The organism is Klebsiella sp. KPN54798 (genome assembly GCF_021184225.1).
GTDB lineage: Bacteria > Pseudomonadota > Gammaproteobacteria > Enterobacterales > Enterobacteriaceae > Klebsiella > Klebsiella pneumoniae.
This window is the reverse complement of record NZ_CP089234.1, coordinates 3,661,655-3,678,566: the sequence shown is the minus strand read 5'-3', so window position 1 is coordinate 3,678,566 and position 16,912 is coordinate 3,661,655. Positions and strand designations below refer to the sequence as shown.

General features: G+C 58.9%; 18 protein-coding genes and 1 riboswitch. Of the genes, 7 read left to right on the top strand and 11 right to left on the bottom strand.

Annotated elements, in window-relative coordinates; translation table 11 throughout:
- Position 1 precedes the first annotated feature (1 nt).
- From pmrA to yvcK, 3 genes are all read right to left on the bottom strand, one after another.
- Entirely contained in the window at positions 2–673 is a 672-nt protein-coding gene (gene pmrA / locus LPQ25_RS17740; protein ID WP_002895659.1) for a two-component system response regulator PmrA, read from the bottom strand.
- Positions 673–2,313: a phosphoethanolamine transferase EptA gene (gene eptA, locus LPQ25_RS17735; protein WP_014907915.1), complete on the bottom strand. Its 1,641-nt coding sequence runs from the start codon at positions 2,311–2,313 to the stop codon at positions 673–675. The genes pmrA and eptA overlap by 1 nt, the downstream gene beginning before the upstream one ends.
- 104 nt (positions 2,314–2,417) lie before the next feature.
- Positions 2,418–3,323 (bottom strand): uridine diphosphate-N-acetylglucosamine-binding protein YvcK, encoded by a 906-nt coding sequence (gene yvcK, locus LPQ25_RS17730; RefSeq protein ID WP_004142092.1) that lies wholly within the window; start codon positions 3,321–3,323, stop codon positions 2,418–2,420.
- A 208-nt stretch (positions 3,324–3,531) separates the two neighbouring features.
- Positions 3,532–3,670, top strand: a riboswitch (molybdenum cofactor riboswitch).
- On the opposite strand from yvcK, the gene moaA reads away from it, so the two are divergent.
- The 6 genes from moaA to LPQ25_RS17700 all read left to right on the top strand — a co-directional run bounded on the left by moaA (position 3,658) and on the right by LPQ25_RS17700 (position 7,120).
- A complete protein-coding gene (gene moaA / locus LPQ25_RS17725; protein ID WP_014907914.1) occupies positions 3,658–4,647 on the top strand; it encodes a GTP 3',8-cyclase MoaA in 990 nt (329 codons plus the stop codon). It overlaps the preceding riboswitch by 13 nt.
- Before the next feature lie 23 nt (positions 4,648–4,670).
- A complete protein-coding gene (moaB, locus tag LPQ25_RS17720) occupies positions 4,671–5,183 on the top strand; it encodes a molybdenum cofactor biosynthesis protein B (RefSeq protein WP_002895668.1) in 513 nt (170 codons plus the stop codon).
- Positions 5,184–5,186: 3 nt separating this feature from the next.
- The gene (gene moaC / locus LPQ25_RS17715) at positions 5,187–5,675 is read left to right on the top strand and encodes a cyclic pyranopterin monophosphate synthase MoaC (protein ID WP_002895670.1); all 489 of its coding nucleotides are present in this window, start codon (positions 5,187–5,189) and stop codon (positions 5,673–5,675) included.
- Positions 5,668–5,916, top strand: coding sequence for a molybdopterin synthase sulfur carrier subunit (gene moaD / locus LPQ25_RS17710; protein ID WP_002895672.1), 249 nt, complete (start codon positions 5,668–5,670; stop codon positions 5,914–5,916). Before moaC ends, moaD begins: the two co-directional genes overlap by 8 nt.
- 1 nt (position 5,917) lies before the next feature.
- Positions 5,918–6,370 (top strand): molybdopterin synthase catalytic subunit MoaE, encoded by a 453-nt coding sequence (moaE, locus tag LPQ25_RS17705; protein WP_002895674.1) that lies wholly within the window; start codon positions 5,918–5,920, stop codon positions 6,368–6,370.
- A gap of 45 nt (positions 6,371–6,415) precedes the next feature.
- The gene (locus LPQ25_RS17700; protein WP_012737686.1) at positions 6,416–7,120 is read left to right on the top strand and encodes a Bax inhibitor-1/YccA family protein; all 705 of its coding nucleotides are present in this window, start codon (positions 6,416–6,418) and stop codon (positions 7,118–7,120) included.
- Between the two features lie 418 nt (positions 7,121–7,538).
- Here LPQ25_RS17700 and LPQ25_RS17695 read toward each other — a convergent pair whose 3' ends face one another.
- From LPQ25_RS17695 to LPQ25_RS17685, 3 genes are read right to left on the bottom strand one after another with little or no spacing between them, the layout of a single operon-like run.
- Positions 7,539–8,504: a lysylphosphatidylglycerol synthase domain-containing protein gene (locus LPQ25_RS17695; RefSeq protein ID WP_002895728.1), complete on the bottom strand. Its 966-nt coding sequence runs from the start codon at positions 8,502–8,504 to the stop codon at positions 7,539–7,541.
- Positions 8,501–9,745, bottom strand: a complete 1,245-nt coding sequence (clsB, locus tag LPQ25_RS17690) for a cardiolipin synthase ClsB (protein ID WP_014907913.1) — start codon at positions 9,743–9,745, stop codon at positions 8,501–8,503. The genes LPQ25_RS17695 and clsB overlap by 4 nt, the downstream gene beginning before the upstream one ends.
- Positions 9,742–10,503 carry an endonuclease/exonuclease/phosphatase family protein gene (locus LPQ25_RS17685; RefSeq protein WP_004179098.1) on the bottom strand — a complete coding sequence of 254 codons (762 nt, stop codon included), beginning with the start codon at positions 10,501–10,503 and terminating at the stop codon, positions 9,742–9,744. The genes clsB and LPQ25_RS17685 overlap by 4 nt, the downstream gene beginning before the upstream one ends.
- Before the next feature lie 131 nt (positions 10,504–10,634).
- On the opposite strand from LPQ25_RS17685, the gene LPQ25_RS17680 reads away from it, so the two are divergent.
- A complete protein-coding gene (locus tag LPQ25_RS17680; protein WP_004176793.1) occupies positions 10,635–11,072 on the top strand; it encodes a YbhQ family protein in 438 nt (145 codons plus the stop codon).
- A gap of 60 nt (positions 11,073–11,132) precedes the next feature.
- On the opposite strand, the gene LPQ25_RS17675 is transcribed toward LPQ25_RS17680, so the two are convergent.
- From LPQ25_RS17675 to cecR, 5 genes are all read right to left on the bottom strand, one after another.
- Positions 11,133–12,239 (bottom strand): ABC transporter permease, encoded by a 1,107-nt coding sequence (locus LPQ25_RS17675; RefSeq protein WP_004142068.1) that lies wholly within the window; start codon positions 12,237–12,239, stop codon positions 11,133–11,135.
- Positions 12,240–12,368: 129 nt separating this feature from the next.
- A complete protein-coding gene (locus tag LPQ25_RS17670) occupies positions 12,369–13,502 on the bottom strand; it encodes an ABC transporter permease (protein WP_012737688.1) in 1,134 nt (377 codons plus the stop codon).
- A complete protein-coding gene (locus LPQ25_RS17665; RefSeq protein WP_012737689.1) occupies positions 13,492–15,231 on the bottom strand; it encodes an ATP-binding cassette domain-containing protein in 1,740 nt (579 codons plus the stop codon). Before LPQ25_RS17665 ends, LPQ25_RS17670 begins: the two co-directional genes overlap by 11 nt.
- On the bottom strand, positions 15,224–16,219 hold the full coding sequence (gene hlyD, locus LPQ25_RS17660; protein WP_002895745.1) for a secretion protein HlyD: 996 nt from the start codon (positions 16,217–16,219) through the stop codon (positions 15,224–15,226). Before hlyD ends, LPQ25_RS17665 begins: the two co-directional genes overlap by 8 nt.
- Positions 16,219–16,878 (bottom strand): transcriptional regulator CecR, encoded by a 660-nt coding sequence (gene cecR, locus LPQ25_RS17655; RefSeq protein WP_002895746.1) that lies wholly within the window; start codon positions 16,876–16,878, stop codon positions 16,219–16,221. The genes hlyD and cecR overlap by 1 nt, the downstream gene beginning before the upstream one ends.
- Positions 16,879–16,912: the final 34 nt, after the last annotated feature.

Here is a 16,912-nt window from a genome sequence, read left to right as displayed (position 1 = left end):
TCTATTCCGTGTCGATGTTGTTAGCCAGCATATAGCCAAAGCCCCGGACGGTGCGGATCCGCGATTTGCCAATCTTTTCGCGTAGGTTGTGAATATGCACTTCCAGGGTATTGGTCGCCGGCTCGTTGTCCCAGCTGTAAATGTCGTTGTAGAGGATCTCGCGATGCACCGGGCTACCGGCTTTCATCATCAGCCGTGACAGCAGGGCATACTCTTTCGGCGTAAGATCCAGCGCCGTTTCACCCAGCCACACCAGGCGGCGAGTGACGTTAAGGCGCAGATTGCCGACGCTGATTTCATTATCGCCCTGGTTGTTATGCCGGCGGAGCAGGGCGCGAATGCGCGCATTGAGTTCCTCCAGGGCAAAGGGTTTTACCAGGTAGTCATCCGCCCCGGTATCGAGACCGCTAATGCGATCCTCAAGCGTATCGCGGGCGGTGAGGATCAGCACCGGCTGGGTCATTTTCTCCCGCCGCATGCGGGAGAGAAAATGCAGCCCGTCTTCATCCGGCAGGCCGAGATCCAGCACGATCAGGCTGTAATGATTGCTGGCCAGCGATAGCGCGGCTTCGTGCGCGGTGGAGACGCCGTCGCACACGTATCCTTCACTTTGCATCGCCAGAATTAACCCCTGCAACAGCAGCGCATCGTCTTCAATGACTAAGATTTTCATCAACCAGCCTCTCTACATGGCGTTAAGATATCATCTGCCGCCTGGTACTCGCGGGTGCTGACGCCGAGCAGGCCGAGCAGGGTGGAGAACAGATTATCCTGCGAGTAATTCTCTTTTTGCGCCCGCTGCTGCAGACAGTGCGCGGAAATACCGTAGCGCTGCTGGTAGTCGGCGGAGAGCCACAGCGCCATCGGCACATGTTTCTGCGTATCCGGCGCGATGGAATACGGCAGACCATGCAAATAGACGCCATCTTCTCCCAGCGATTCGCCGTGGTCGGACAAATAAACCAGGCTAGTGGTAAATTTATCCTGTTTAGATTGCAGTAGTTTTATCGCTTTATCAACGACATAGTCGACATAAAGGATGGTGTTGTCATAGGTATTGGTCAACTGCTCCCGGGTACAGCCCTGGATCTCATTGGTGTCGCAGGTCGGCGTGAATTTGCGAAACGCCGCTGGATAGCGATTGTAGTACGTCGGACCGTGGCTGCCGATGGTATGCAGCACAATAATGCCATCCTGTTGCAGGTTATCGATATAGCTGTCGAGATTATGGAACAGGACGTCATCGTAGCACTCGCCATCGATGCACTGCCCGGTGAGCTTCAGGTCGGTGACGTTCTGGTGTGGTACCCGGTCGCAGGCGCCTTTGCAGCCGCCGTCGTTATCGTTCCACAGTACCTGGATCCCTGCGCGTTGTAGAATATCCAGGACGCCTTCCTGATGGTGCGCCAGCTCTTCGTCATAATGCGCGCGCGGCATATTGGAGAACATGCACGGCACGGAAACTGCGGTTGCCGTGCCGCAGGAAGTGGTATGCGGAAAATAGATCACGCCGTCCTGCCGCATCAGCGGGTTGGTATCGCGCGAATAGCCGCCCAGTGAGAAGTTATCCGCTCGCGAAGTCTCGCCGAGCACGACGATCGTCAGGTTCTTACGGGGAGCGTTATGCATCACCGCTTTCTGCGTGGCATCTTCGCCAATCTTCACCAGCGGCAGGTTGTCCATCCGATGATGAGCATACCAGGAGTTCACGGCCACAATGCTGTTGGAAGGGCTCAGGGATTTCACCAGCTCTTTGTTGTTACGGAACACCGAGGCGTAATCTTTGTAGAACAGCGCGGCCACCAGAATAATCAGCAGCGCCGAAACGGCGATATTGAGCAGGCGCATCGCCGCGCCGCGCCACCGCGTGGCGGGCTTACGGATTTTCACCCACCAGGCGACGAATACCGCCAAAACCCCGGAAAGGCCGAGGACGGCAATCATTTCGCCGGAGAGTAGAGCAAAGCTTTCCGCCGGAGTGGTGTCGAGGATATTGGTGATCATGCTGCGGTCGATCACCACGCCAAAGTTCCAGATGAAGTATTGCGCCGAGGCGCTGAGCAGAATGAACAGGCTAATCACCAGCCGGTCCAGCTTCAGGAACGAGGCGAGAGTGGTGAGGATATTCATCACGCTAATGGCCACGATCGGCATACTGAGGAATACCAGCCAGTTATGCAGGCTATTTACCGGCAGTACCGGGAAAACCTGGCGATAAAAAGCCAGGTTGAGACAGATACCGATATAGCAAGCAAAGAGAATCAGATAAGTCGTGCGGCTGACCACCGGCCGACGCAGAGGCAATAACGACATAATGCACACCCACAGAAAAAGATGAGGGTATAGTGCCAGCCCTATTTTAAGACAACCTTAAGATTTTAAGGTGCGCCGAAGAGGGCCGCCTCCGGCGCGCAGGATCAGCCCGGCAGCTGGATCGCTTTCTCCAGCGCCCCGCGGAGCAGCGCCCGGTCATGACGATAGGGAACGTCGCTGGCCTCCAGCGGCGTCTGGATCACCAACCGGTCGTCGATGCCGCTGATATCGGCTTTTGGACCGGCGATCACCGCATCCACCACCCGTTTGCCTACATAGCGCTCCATAATCGCGATGCGCTCCGCCAGCGACAGCCTCGCGGCCGGGCTATGCTCTTTGCCGAGGTTATCGATAAAAACCATCGGCGCCGGGGTGCGGCGCAACGCCTGGGCCATCTCGTCGAGCAACAGGATCGGCAGCAGGCTGGTGTAAAAACTGCCCGGCCCAATGAGGATCAAATCGGCTTCGGCAATAGCCTCCACCGCCTCGCGGGTGGCCGGTACCGGCGGGGTGAGCATCAGCTCCTGCGGCACATTATCAAGCTGATCAATATTCACTTCGCCATAAACTTCATGGCCTTCATGATCGAGCGCCATCAAATCCACCGGTTGTTCTGACATCGGGATCAGGAAAGCGTCCACTTTCAGCAGGTTTCTGATCAAATTGATCGCCTCTAACGGCCGCACGCTCAGGTGATCCAGCGCCTTTAACATCAAATTTCCGAGGTTATGTCCGGAAAGCTCGCCGTTACCGCCAAAACGATACTCAAACATCGCCGACGCTACGCTCGGCTCGGCAATTAACTGATTGATGCAATTGCGCATATCGCCCCAGGCAATGCCACCTTCCGAACGACGGATCCGCCCGGTGGAACCCCCGTTATCGGTGGTGGTGACAATGCCGGTCAGCCGTGAGCCGAGCGAGGAGAGGGAGGACATCACCCGGCCCAAACCATGCCCGCCGCCGAGCGCTACCACCCGATCGAGGTCAGCGAATGTACGATTGCGCATAGAAATTCCTTATTTCACATAAACGGCCACACACTACCCGATCTACCCCTAAAAGACGATGGGAGGAGCCCGACAAACTGACCGACATCAAGGCAAAAAAATGATTTATGGCTATTCTGTAGCGAAAATGCACGAAGATAGCGATATGTATAAGATTATATAGCGAAATCGCCAATGGCGAAACTGCCTGTAACGCGCTACTATCGACATAACCTGTTAACACTCTAGCCTCTTCGCCTGTGTCAAAAGATATGGCGATTTGGCCGCGACGCCGCCGGTTGTCGCCAGGGCGTGGAAAGAAATGACCGCGTCTCCCGTATTTGGAAAGGTGTATATGGCCTCACAGCTTACCGATGCATACGCGCGTAAGTTTTATTACCTGCGTCTGTCGATTACCGATGTGTGCAACTTCCGTTGCACCTACTGCCTGCCGAACGGTTACAAACCCGGCGCCGTCAATAACAATGGCTTTCTCAGCGTAGACGAAGTACGCCGGGTTACGCGCGCTTTCTCTGCGCTGGGCACCGAAAAAGTTCGCCTCACCGGTGGGGAACCCTCCCTGCGCCGCGACTTCACCGAGATCATTGCCGCCGTGCGTGAAAACCCGGCGATCCGTCAGATTGCGGTCACTACCAACGGTTACCGCCTGGCGCGCGATGTCGAACGCTGGCGCGATGCCGGCCTGACGGCGATTAACGTCAGCGTTGATAGCCTCGACGCCCGCCAGTTCCATGCCATCACCGGCCAGGACAAGTTCCACCAGGTGATGGACGGCATTGACGCCGCCTTCGCCGCCGGCTTTGACAAGGTGAAGGTGAATACCGTGCTGATGCGTGATGTTAACCATCACCAGCTCGATACCTTCCTCGCGTGGATCCAACCCCGTCGTATCCAGCTGCGCTTTATTGAGCTGATGGAAACCGGTGAAGGCAGCGACCTGTTCCGCCGTCACCATCTCTCCGGCATGGTGCTGCGCGATGAACTGCTGCGCCGCGGCTGGATCCATCAGATCCGCCAGCGCAGCGATGGCCCGGCGCAGGTCTTTTGTCACCCGGACTACGCCGGCGAGATCGGCCTCATCATGCCGTATGAAAAAGACTTCTGCGCCACCTGCAATCGGCTGCGCGTCTCGTCCGTTGGCAAACTGCACCTGTGCCTGTTTGGCGAAGGCGGCGTCGACCTGCGCGACCTGATGGCCGAAGACCAGCAGCAGGCCGCGCTGGAGGCGCGGATCGCCGAAGCCTTAACCCATAAAAAGCAGACCCATTTCCTGCATCAGGGCAACACCGGTATTACGCAGAACCTGTCCTATATTGGCGGTTAATCGTTTTCGAAAGGAGCATTCAGATGAGCCAGGCTAGCGCTGAGTTTATCCCGACCCGTATTGCTATTCTTACCGTTTCCAGCCGTCGCGGCGAAGAGGACGACACTTCCGGTCACTGGCTGCGCGAGGCGGCGCAGGAGGCGGGGCACCAAGTCGTCGAGAAGGCGATCGTCAAAGAGAATCGCTACGCCATCCGCGCTCAGGTATCGGCGTGGATAGCCAGCGATAACGTGCAGGTGGTGCTGATCACCGGCGGCACCGGTTTTACCGACGGCGATCAGGCGCCGGAAGCGCTGCTGCCGCTGTTTGACCGTGAGGTCGAAGGCTTTGGCGAAGTGTTCCGCATGCTGTCCTTCGAAGAGATCGGCACCTCGACGCTGCAGTCCCGGGCCGTGGCCGGCGTCGCCAATCGCACGCTGATTTTCGCCATGCCGGGCTCAACCAAAGCCTGCCGTACGGCGTGGGACAACATCATCGCCCCGCAGCTTGATGCCCGCACCCGTCCCTGTAACTTCATTCCACACCTGAAGAAATAATCTATGTCACAACTGACCCATATTAACGCCGCGGGTGAAGCCCATATGGTCGATGTCTCCGGCAAAGCGGAAACGGTGCGCGAAGCGCGCGCCGAGGCTTACGTTGAAATGCAGGCGACGACCCTGGCGATGATTATCGACGGCAGCCACCACAAAGGCGATGTGTTCGCCACCGCGCGTATCGCCGGGATCCAGGCGGCAAAACGTACCTGGGAGCTGATCCCGCTGTGTCATCCGCTGATGCTCAGCAAAGTGGAAGTCAATCTGCAGGCGCAGCCGGAACATAACCGGGTGCGCATTGAATCGCTCTGCCGACTCACCGGGAAAACCGGCGTCGAGATGGAAGCATTGACCGCCGCCTCGGTTGCCGCGCTGACCATTTACGATATGTGCAAAGCGGTGCAGAAGGATATGGTGATTGGCCCGGTGCGCCTGCTGGCGAAAAGCGGCGGCAAGTCCGGCGATTTTAAGGTGGGTGAATGCCATGATTAAGGTTCTGTTTTTTGCCCAGGTGCGCGAGCTGGTCGGTACCGATTCGCTGACCCTTGATGCCAGCGAACTGGCGACTGTCGAAGCGGTTCGTCAGCAGCTTGCCGCCCGCGGCGATCGCTGGGCGCTGGCCCTGGAGGAGGGCAAGCTGCTGGCGGCGGTTAACCAGACGCTAACCTCTTTCGAACATCCAGTGGCCAGCGGCGACGAAGTGGCGTTCTTCCCACCGGTAACGGGGGGCTGACATGACGCAAACCCGTATCGTGGTCAGCCCGGCGCGCTTTAGCGTCAGTGAGGAATATCCCTGGCTGGCGGAACGCGATGAAGACGGCGCGGTGGTCACCTTCACCGGTAAAGTGCGTAACCACAACCTCGGCGACAGCGTGAAGGCGCTGACCCTCGAGCACTATCCGGGGATGACTGAAAAATCGCTGGCGGAAATTGTCGAGCTGGCGCGCGAGCGCTGGCCGCTGGGCCGGGTGACGGTTATCCATCGCATCGGCGAAATGTGGCCGGGGGAAGAGATTGTGTTTGTCGGCGTCACCAGCGCTCACCGCGGCAGCGCCTTCGCCGCCGGCGAGTTTATTATGGATTACCTGAAAACCCGCGCGCCGTTCTGGAAGCGTGAAGCGACGCCGGATGGCGAACGCTGGGTCGACGCCCGCGACAGCGATCGTCAGGCGGCAGAGCGCTGGTAGTGTGATACGCTTACAGGGTGATACTTTGTTAATCAGGAGAGAGTCATGGACAGATATCCGCGTTCCGATTCAATAGTGCAGGGCCGTACCGGCCTGCAGACTTACATGGCACAGGTGTACGGCTGGATGACGGTCGGCCTGCTGCTGACGGCGTTTATCGCGTGGTTTGCAGCGAATACTCCGGCGGTGATGATGTTCGTCTTTTCGAGCAAAATCACTTTCTTCGGGCTGATTATTGCCCAGCTGGCGCTGGTGTTTGTGCTGTCGGGAATGGTGCAACGGCTGAGCGCCAGGATGGCCACCACGCTGTTTATGCTCTATTCGGCGCTGACCGGACTGACGCTATCGAGCATTTTTATCGCCTATACCTATTCATCGATCGCCAGCACCTTTGTGGTCACCGGCGGGATGTTTGGGGCGATGAGCCTGTATGGTTACACCACGAAGCGCGATCTGAGCGGCTTCGGCAGCATGCTGTTTATGGGGCTGATTGGCATCGTGCTGGCGTCGCTGGTCAACCTGTGGCTGAAGAGCGAGGCGCTGATGTGGGCCGTGACCTATATTGGGGTGGTGCTGTTTGTCGGTCTGACGGCGTATGACACCCAGAAGCTGAAAAACATCGGCGAGCAGATTGATACCCGCGACAGCGCCACGCTGCGTAAATACTCGATCCTTGGCGCCTTAACGCTGTATCTGGACTTCATCAACCTGTTCCTGATGCTGCTGCGTATTATGGGCAACCGCCGCTAACCTCTTTATATCAAGGGGTTGCATCTCCGAACGCCCGGCAAGCGCAGCGCCGCCGGGCGAGATTTCAGACACGGTACCCTTGATTTTGCCGGGTGGCGGCTGCGCCTTACCCGGCCTACAGGATCCTCTCGCAGGCTCACACTCCGTAGGCCCGCGCAAGCGCAGCGCCGCCGGGCGAGATATCAGGCACGGTACCCTTGATTTTGCCGGGTGGCGGCAGGCGCCTTACCCGGCCTACAGGATCCTCTCACAGGCTTACACTCCGCAGGCCCGCGCAAGCGCAGCGCCGCCGGGCGATGGTATCAGGCACGGTACCCGTGGTGCTGCCGGGTGGCGGCTGCGCCTTACCCGGCCTACAGGATCCTCTCACAGGCTCACACTCCGTAGGCCCGCGCAAGCGCAGCGCGAGCAGGCCCTTTCATTCGCGGGCCAGCTTGCGCTGGTTCTTTTGCCGCAGCTTTTTCGCCCGGCTCTCCAGCAGCAGATAGGCCACCGTCGCCAGCAGCAATGGCAGGAAATAATAGAGCGCGCGCCAGGCGAGCAGGGCGGCAATGATCGCGCCCTTCGAAATATCTTCCCCGGAGAGCATGGCGATAAACACCGCCTCCAGTACGCCGATCCCAGCCGGAATATGGATAATCACCCCGGCGATACTGCTCACCAGCAGCACCCCTAATACCAGAAAATAGTTAATCTCGCTGCCCAACAGCAGCCAGATTATCGCCCCCATCGCCATCCAGTTCGCCGCCGAGAGCCCCATCTGCAGCAGCGCGAAGCGCCAGGAGGGCAGCACCAGCCGCTGGCCTTTAATCGTCAGGTGACGGCGTTTAGCGAACGCGCAGCCGAACAGATAGCAAAGCGTAAGGATCAGCATCACCCCGCCGATAATGCGCAGAGTGGTCTGGCTGATGTACCAGTGCGGCGGCAGCTTCACCAGATCTGCCGTGAATATCACCCCGCCCAGCAGAATATAGCCCAACCAGTTGGTGGTAATGCTTAAGGAAAAAATACGGGTGATGGTGCTGCCGTTCAGCCCCAGCCGCGAGTACAGCCGGTAGCGCATACCGATCCCGCCGACCCAGGTGCTGAGGGTCAGGTTGAAGGCGTAGCAGATAAACGACACCAGCATGACCTGGCGTTTCGCCAGCTTGTGCCCGCAATAGGCCCGACCGAGCAGATCGTAGCAGCCGTAAATGAGGTAGCTGACGATAACCAGCGCAATGGCGCTAAACAAGGCCAGCCGATCGTAGCCGCGGATCACCTTCCACACGTCCTGCCAGTCGACTTTTTGCGCGTAGATCACCAACAGGACGATGACGGCGATAAAAAAGAGCACGGTCAGCACTCTTTTCGCCATCCGCCAGCGGGGATGTGATTTGCTCATAGTGGATTATCCCTGGCTGGAGACTCGACGCGGTCCTGAGTTTCAATTTCCGGCTGGACCGGCGGGCTGACTCTGGCCAGCCGCGGGGTATGAGCCGGTAGCCAGCCGACCCATGCCGGGAAGTGGCGCAGAAAGTGGAAAGCCATCACGCTGACGCCCAGCCGCCACCAGTTGCGTTTCGGCAGCATCGTTTTATCGATCCGCTGGCAATCCCGGGCGATAAGCCCGTTGAGATTATCGCGCAGCGTCTGGTTAAACACCCGATCGTGGATGATCAGATTGGCTTCCAGATTCAGCGACAGGCTAAGCGGATCCAGGTTGCTTGACCCAACGGTGGCCCAGTGGTCGTCTGCCAGAGCGACCTTGCCATGCAGCGGGCGACGGCGATATTCGTAAATCTGCACCCCACCCTTAACGAGATAGTGATAGAGCAGGTGGGCGCCAAACTTCACAATGGGAATATCCGGTTCGCCCTGCACGATCAGCTTAACCCGTACTCCGCGCCGCGCGGCATTGCGCATCGCATGCAGCAGGCGGTAGCCGGGGAAAAAATAGGCGTTAGCGATAATCACTTCCCGGCGGGCGCTGGTCAGCATCTTCAGGTAGTGGCGTTCAATATCGTCGCGGTGATCCTGGTTGTCGCGCCAGACGAACAGCGCCTGCGCCTCGCCGGGGGTCTGGTTAACCTCCGGCTGGTGGCGACGACGTCGCCACCAGCGGCGGGCGGTTTCGCTGTTGGGCAGGTTTTCCAGCTCGAACTGCAGGATGTCGAGCACCACCGGCCCTTCGACCTGCACCGCATAATCCTGCTTCGCCTCCGGACCGTAGTCGCTCATATGTTCGGCGGAGTAGTTAATACCGCCGACAAAGGCGGTGGTGTCGTCGATTACCACGATTTTACGGTGCATGCGACGGAACAGATTGGTGCGCATCCCCATCAGCTTAGGACGCGGATCGTAGTAGCGGAAAATCACGCCAGCGGCGGTGAGCTCACCGACAAATTCATCGCTGAGATCCGGGGAACCATAGCCGTCGAGGAGCACCTCCACCTGGATGCCACGGCGGGCAGCCTCGAGCAGGACCGCGTGCAGCCGCCGGCCAACCTCATCTTCAAACCAGATAAAGGATTCGAGGATCACCCGCCGGCTGACGCGACCGATGGCCGCAAACAGCGCCGGATAGTACTGGTCGCCATTCTCCAGTAGCGTAATGCGGTTGCCTTCCTGCCAACGACATTTCACAAATGTATCTCCACGCTAAGGGGTGCATGATCGGACAGATGCCGCCATTGTTTAAGGGCCAGCGCCTTCGGGCGACTGGCGTGGGCGTTCTTGACGTAAATGCGGTCGAGGCGCAGCAGCGGAAAACTGACCGGAAAGGTGCGCGCCGGCCGTCCGCGGGCGCGGGTAAAGATCTCTTCCAGCCCGGCCTGGGCTTTTAACGGCTGGTTAGCCTGCTGACGCCAGTCGTTAAAATCGCCAGCCACCACCACCGGCTCGCCCGCGGGCAGGGTATTGACCCACTCCGCCAGCATGGTCAACTGCGCCTGCCGTTGGTCGGCGCGTAGACCGAGATGGACGCAAATCACGTGAATAGTTATCCCGCTCCGCGGCGGCACGATGCGGCAGTACAGCAGGCCGCGCTTCTCCCCGTTGCCGACCGAGATATCGCGATTTTCGTAGTATTCAATGGGAAAGCGCGACAGCACGGCGTTGCCGTGGTGGCCTTCCGGATAAACCGCATTGCGCCCGTAGGCGTAGTCGCTCCACATGGTGTCGGCGAGAAATTCATAATGGGTCGTATCCGGCCAGTTTTCGATGTGCAGCGGATGTACCTCATGAGCGCCCATCACCTCCTGCAGGCAAACAATATCCGCGCTAACGCTGCGCACGGCGTCGCGCAGTTCGGGCAAAATAAAACGCCGATTAAACGCCGTAAAGCCTTTATGGGTGTTAATTGTCAGCACGTTCAACGAAAATCCCGCCGTTGGCTCAGCCATAATTCTCCAGTAAATGTCACTTTCCTGAATAAAATAGTGTAGTAGACGTCACAAAAAGATGCGGTGTTACGGAATTTTCCGTAAAGTGCGGTACTCTGAGTAGCAGAGAAAAATCCTTCAGGAGAGAAGCCATGAAGTGGCAACAACGTGTACGCGTCGCAACGGGTCTTAGTTGCTGGCAGATTATGTTGCATCTACTGGTCGTGGCAGTACTGGTGATGGGTTGGATGAGCGGCGCGCTGGTGCGCGTCGGATTGGGACTGTGCGTCCTCTACAGCGTCACGCTGCTGGCGATGCTGTTTTTACAGCGTCACCATGAGGCGCGCTGGCGCGATGTGGGAGACTTCCTTGAGGAGCTCACCACGACCTGGTACTTCGGCGCGGCCATGATAGCGCTGTGGCTGCTGTCGCGCGTGCTGCACAACAACCTGCTGCTGGCCCTCGCCGGGCTGGTGATACTGGCAGGCCCGGCGGTGGTCTCGCTGCTGGCGAAAGATAAGAGCCGTTACCCTAAAGCGTTCGGGCTACAACAAGGCGGCAACGCAGCGAATCCCCAGAAGCATAGATAACTATGCGACTGGGGTGAGTAAGGAAAGCCAACGCCGTTGTAGTTTGAACGATGACGGGTATTACGCAATCTTCCTTCGGAACATCGCATACGCCGCTGAGCCGGTGGTGGCCGCTATGACCAGTAGCGGCCACAAACTTCCCCACACAATCTCCAGACTCGCATCCTTCAGATAAATTTGCTTGGTGATATCGGTAAAGTGGCGGATGGGATTTATCCAGGTCAGATCCTGCAGCCACTGCGGCATGTTTTCCACTGGTGAGACGTACCCCGACAGGAGAATAGCCGGCATCATAAAGACGAACACGCCGATAAACGCCTGCTGCTGGGTGGCGCACAGCGACGAAATCAATAAGCCAAAGCCCACCAGCGATAGACCGTAAATCACCATGGTGAAATAGAACAGCAGCAGCGAGCCGGCAAACGGGATCTGATAGGCCCAGATACCAATCGCCAGCACGATAGTTGCCTGCAGGGTGGCGACGATCAGCGCCGGCACCGCCTTGCCAACGAAAATTTGCCAGGTGGCGAGGGGGGAGACCAGCAGCTGGTCAAGGGTGCCCTGCTCGCGCTCGCGAGCCACCGACAGCGAGGTGACGATCATCACCCCGATGGTAGTGATCATGGCGATAAGCGATGGCACCACGAACCATTTATAGTCGAGATTCGGGTTGTACCAGTTGCGCACCACCAGCTCGCTGTTGTTCGGCTTCGCTTTACCCTCCAGCAGCTCCTGCTGATAGTTTTTCACAATCTGTTGCAGATAGTTGGCGGCGATTTGCGCGCTGTTGGAGTTGCGTCCGTCGAGCAGAAGCTGCAGCGGGGCGGTTTGATAGTTATCCAGATTGCGCGAGAAATCGGCCGGGAAGCGCACCACCAGCAGAGCTTTTTGTTCATCGATGGTCGGCTGGATCGCCTGCGGGCTTTGCAGCAGCAGGACGTGGGTAAAGGCTTTGGCGCGGGCAAAGCGCTGAGTGAGTTCCACCGCGTGGCGACCGCTGTCCTCGTTGTAGATGGCGATGGTGGCGTTGGTCACCTCCAGCGTCGCGGCAAAGGGAAACAGCAGCACCTGAATCAGCACCGGCATGATTAAAATCGCCCGCGTCTGCGGCTCGCGCAGCAGCGACTGCAGCTCTTTGCGGATTAATGTCCATAAACGGTGAAACATAATAGCTCCTTTGGCCCATTCAACCACGCCGGGCGGCATTGCGTTTGCCCGGCCTACGGGATCGGCGAACCGTATAATCGATGTTGGTTAAACCGTAGGCCCGGTCGGCGCAGCGCCACCGGACAAAACCTAATCCAGACGCCGTTTGGTTTTCAGCCACGTCAGACCGATAAACATCACCGCCGACGCAATCAAAAACAGCACGTTGACCAGCAGCACCACCGGAATATTGCCCGCCAGAAACAGGCTTTGCAGAGTACTAACGAAATAGCGCGCCGGGATCACATAGGTCACCGCGCGGATCACCGCCGGCATACTGTCTATCTGGAAAATAAACCCGGACAGCATAATCGACGGTAAAAAGGCGGCGTTCAGCGCCACCTGCGCGGCGTTAAACTGGTTGCGGGTAATGGTTGAGATCAGCAGCCCCATCCCCAGGGTGCTGAGCAAAAACAGACTGGTGATGACAAACAGGATCGGCAGCGAGCCGCGATAGGGCACGCCGAGAATAAATACCGACACCAGCATACACAGCAGCATCGCCAGCATGCCGAGGAAATAGTAGGGAATGAGCTTGCACAGCAGCAGTTCGGCGCGGGTGATCTCCGTCGACAGCAGCGCCTCCATGGTGCCGCGCTCCCATTCGCGGGCCACCACCAGCGAGGTCAGTATGGCGCCGACCACGGTCATGATGATGGTGATCGCCCCAGGGATAATAAAGTGCTGGCTAATAGCCGCCGGGTTAAACCAGTAGCGCATCTGCACGTCGATCAGTGGTTCAAAGGTTTCGCCGCGGTCTTCCGCCCGCTGCTGCTGCCAGATTTGCCAAATACCTTCCACATAGCCCTGAGCGAAGTTGGCGGTATTGGGCTCGCTGCCGTCGGTGATGAGCTGCAGCGGTGCGTCGGCGCCGGGGCGGGCCATCTGGCGGTCGAAATCCACCGGAATGGCCACCATGGCGCGGATGCGCCCGGCCTGCATCATCTCAATCAGCTGCCTGCGGCTGTCGCTGACGGTGGCGTCGATATAGGGTGAGCCGGTCATGGTATGGACGAAATCCAGCGCCTCTTCGCTCTGCTGCTCAAGCAATACGCCGACCCGCAGCCTGCTGGAGTCGAGGTTAATGCCGTAGCCGAAGATAAACAGCAGCAGCAGGGGGATCACCACCGCGATCAGCCAACTGCTGGGATCGCGCACAATCTGCCGGGTCTCTTTGACGCACAGGGCGCGGACCCGCCGCCAGGAGAGAATGCTATTGCCCATGGCTATTCTCCTTGTCCCAGCGGTTAATCAGGGTAATAAACGCCTGCTCCATGGTCGGGTCCGTCTGGCTGTCGTCCGCCGCCTGGGCTTTCAGCTCATCCGGGGTCCCGCTGGCGATAAGCTTGCCGTGATAGACCAGCCCGATGCGGTCGCAGTATTCCGCCTCATCCATAAAGTGGGTGGTGACCATTACCGTCACGCCTTTATCAACCATGCTATTAATATGTAGCCAGAACTCGCGGCGGGTGAGGGGGTCGACGCCGGAGGTGGGTTCATCGAGAAACAGAATATCGGGTTCATGCATCAGGGAGCAGGCCAGCGCCAGCCGCTGCTTGTAGCCGAGCGGCAGCTCGTCGGCGGCGTGGCGGGCGATACTTTTCAGGCCAAAGGCATCGCTCATCCGGGCGATTTTTTCATTTTGCGCCCGGCCGCGCAGGCCATAGACGCCGGAGAAAAAGCGCAGGTTTTGCTCGACGCTGAGGTTGCCGTACAGCGAAAATTTTTGCGCCATATAGCCCAGATGCTGGCGCGCCTTGCCAGAGCTGACCTTGAGATCCATTCCCAGCACCAGCGCTTTGCCGGAGGTGGGCACCAGCAGGCCGCACATCATTTTGAAGGTGGTGGATTTCCCGGCGCCGTTGGGGCCGAGCAGGCCGAAAATTTCACCGCGCTTAACCTGGAAATCGACATGGTCGGTAGCGGCGAAATCACCAAACTTTTTCGTTAACGACTGGGCTTCAATGACCGTTTCCTCTTTGCTGCCGTCAACGCGATGGATAATCGCCCCCAACGGCGATTCAGCGGTCCCGGCGCCGCCGAGCAGGTCGATAAACGCATCTTCAAAGCGCGGCGCGGTGTCGGCCACCTGCAGCGGCGGCATGTCGCCATGCTGCTGGACTTCCTCAATGCGCGCGTCCTTTTTCAGGATCAGACGCACCGATTTGCCCTGGATCACCCCGTCGCTAACCTGCGGCAGCTTCAGCGCCCGCTGCAGCAGGCGGCGGTTGTTCTCCTGCGGGCTGGAAACCAGAAAGCTGCGCCCGGCCATGGTTTGCGTCAGCGCCGTCGGCTCCCCTTGATAGAGCAGTTTGCCTTCGTTCATCAGCAGCACATCGCGACACTGCTCGGCTTCATCGAGATAGGAGGTGCTCCACAGGATCAGCATGCCGTCGCCGGCCAGCTCGTGCACCATCTGCCATAGCTCGCGGCGCGAGATAGGGTCGACGCCGACGCCGGGCTCATCGAGCAGCAGTACTTTCGGATCGCCCACCAGGGTACAGGCGAGGCCCAGCTTTTGCTTCATCCCGCCGGAAAGCTTGCCTGCCAGCCGTTCGGTGAATGGACCAAGGGAGGTGAACTCCAGCAGGCGGTCGAAAATTTTCTTCCGCGCCTCGCCGGTGACGCTGCGCAGGTCGGCGTACAGGGTCAGGTTTTCCATCACCGTCAGATCTTCATAGAGGCCGAACTTCTGCGGCATATAGCCGAGCACCGCGTGCAGGGCGCTGTCGTCTTTTAGCGGGTCGAAGCCTATCACGCTGGCGCGACCCTCATCAGGCTTGAGCAATCCGGCGAGCATTCGCATCAGGGTGGTTTTCCCCGCGCCGTCGGGCCCCACCAGCCCGGTGACGTAGCCGGCGCGGATCGTACAGGTGAGCGGCGCTACCGCTGGCCTGTCCATACCGGGAAAACGGCGGCTCAGGCCGTTTAAGGCGATGACGGTCTCACTCATGTCCGTTCCCGTGGCTAAAGGAGATGGTCACCGGCATTCCCTGGCGCAGCGCGCCGTCGGCATCAGTCACCACAATGCGCAGACGGTAGACCAGATCGGTGCGCAGATCCGGGGTCTCGACGGTCTTCGGCGTGAATTCAGCGCTCGGCGAGACAAAACCGATTTTGCCGTGATAGGGCTTATCCGGCCGGCTGTCGGTATAGAGCAGCACTTCTTGTCCCGGCTGCGCCTGGCCGAGGTTTTTCTCGTCAACATAGGCGCGGACCCACACCGGATGCGTTAACGACAGCGTCAGTACGGTACCGCCGGCGTTGAGCATAGTGCCGGGCTCGACGGCGCGGGTCATCAGCGTACCGTCAGAAGGGGCGGTGAGCACGGTATCGTGCAGGTCCAGTTTGGCCTGGGCCAGCGCCGCCTGCGCCTGTTCCAGACTGGCTTTGGCCTGGGCAATCTCCTGCGGGCGGTTACCGGCGCGATACTGACGCAGCTTATCCTGCGCCGATTTGAGCGTTGCCTGCGCCTGATCGCGCGAGGAGCGGGCATTCTCCAGATCGTTGGCGGAAATGGCGCTGCTGGCGCGCAGCCCGAGCTGGCGCTGATAAAAGTTTTGCGCATAGTCGTAAGCGGCCTGCGCCTGTTTCACCGCCGCCGCGGCCTGGGCAATCTCTTCCGCGCGGTAGCCGGCCATCATCAGGTCATACTGCGCCTGGGCGGTGGAGACATTGGCCTGGGCCTGCAGCAGGGCATTTTCATACGGCGCGCGGTCAAGCTCGCCGAGAGTTTGCCCGGCGCGGATGCTGTCGCCTTCGTCGACGGTCAGCGAGGCCAGCCTACCGCCAACGCGGAAGCTCATGTTGACGGTGCGGATATCGACATTGCCATACAGGGTCAGCGGCTGCTGCCGGCTGCTCTGGTACCACCACCAGCCGCCGCCCAGCGCGGCGAGAAGAATCACGATCAGCAGAATGACGACGACGGGTTTTTTCATCAGCCCAAACTCCTTTGCGATAACCCATGCAGGATGAAATCGATATGACAGGTAATGACTTCGAAAATCTGTTCCGTTTTTTGCGCGTCAAACTGCGTCCAGCCGGTGCGCAGCAGGATAGTTTCACGCCCGAGACGGAAAGCGAGCACCTCGCCCAGCAGGGCGTGGGTATGGAGGATCATTTGCGTATCACTGGCTTCGCAGCCGGTCCAGGCGGCAATCAGCCGGGTGAGATAATGGTGCAGGGGGGCAATCACCTGCTGGTGGATCAGATGGTAGGCGGCGGTCGGCGCCAGCTGCTCACGGGAAATGAATTTGCTTAAGTTAACCGTATCGTCCTGGGTGAGCAGCAGGATCATGTTGTGGCAGGCGCTAAGGATGAGGTCGCGGATCGCCTGGCGATCCGGCGCTTCCCCGGCAAGCAGGTGCTCCGCCGCTTCGGCCTGCGGGCGAAAATTGTCGCCGATAAAATCGGCGATCCACTGGGCGCAGGCAAGATACAGATCGTCTTTCGAGCCAAAATAATAGGTGATAGCGGCGATATTCTGCCCGGCCTGGGCGGCGATATCGCGGGTGGTGGCGTGCTGGCCGTACTCGCCAAACTGGGCGATAGCGGCCGCGATAAGCTGATTTTTTGCCTGTTCGCCTTTACTGGTCATCGCGCTCGGTAAAAGTTAATCAATCGATTGATTA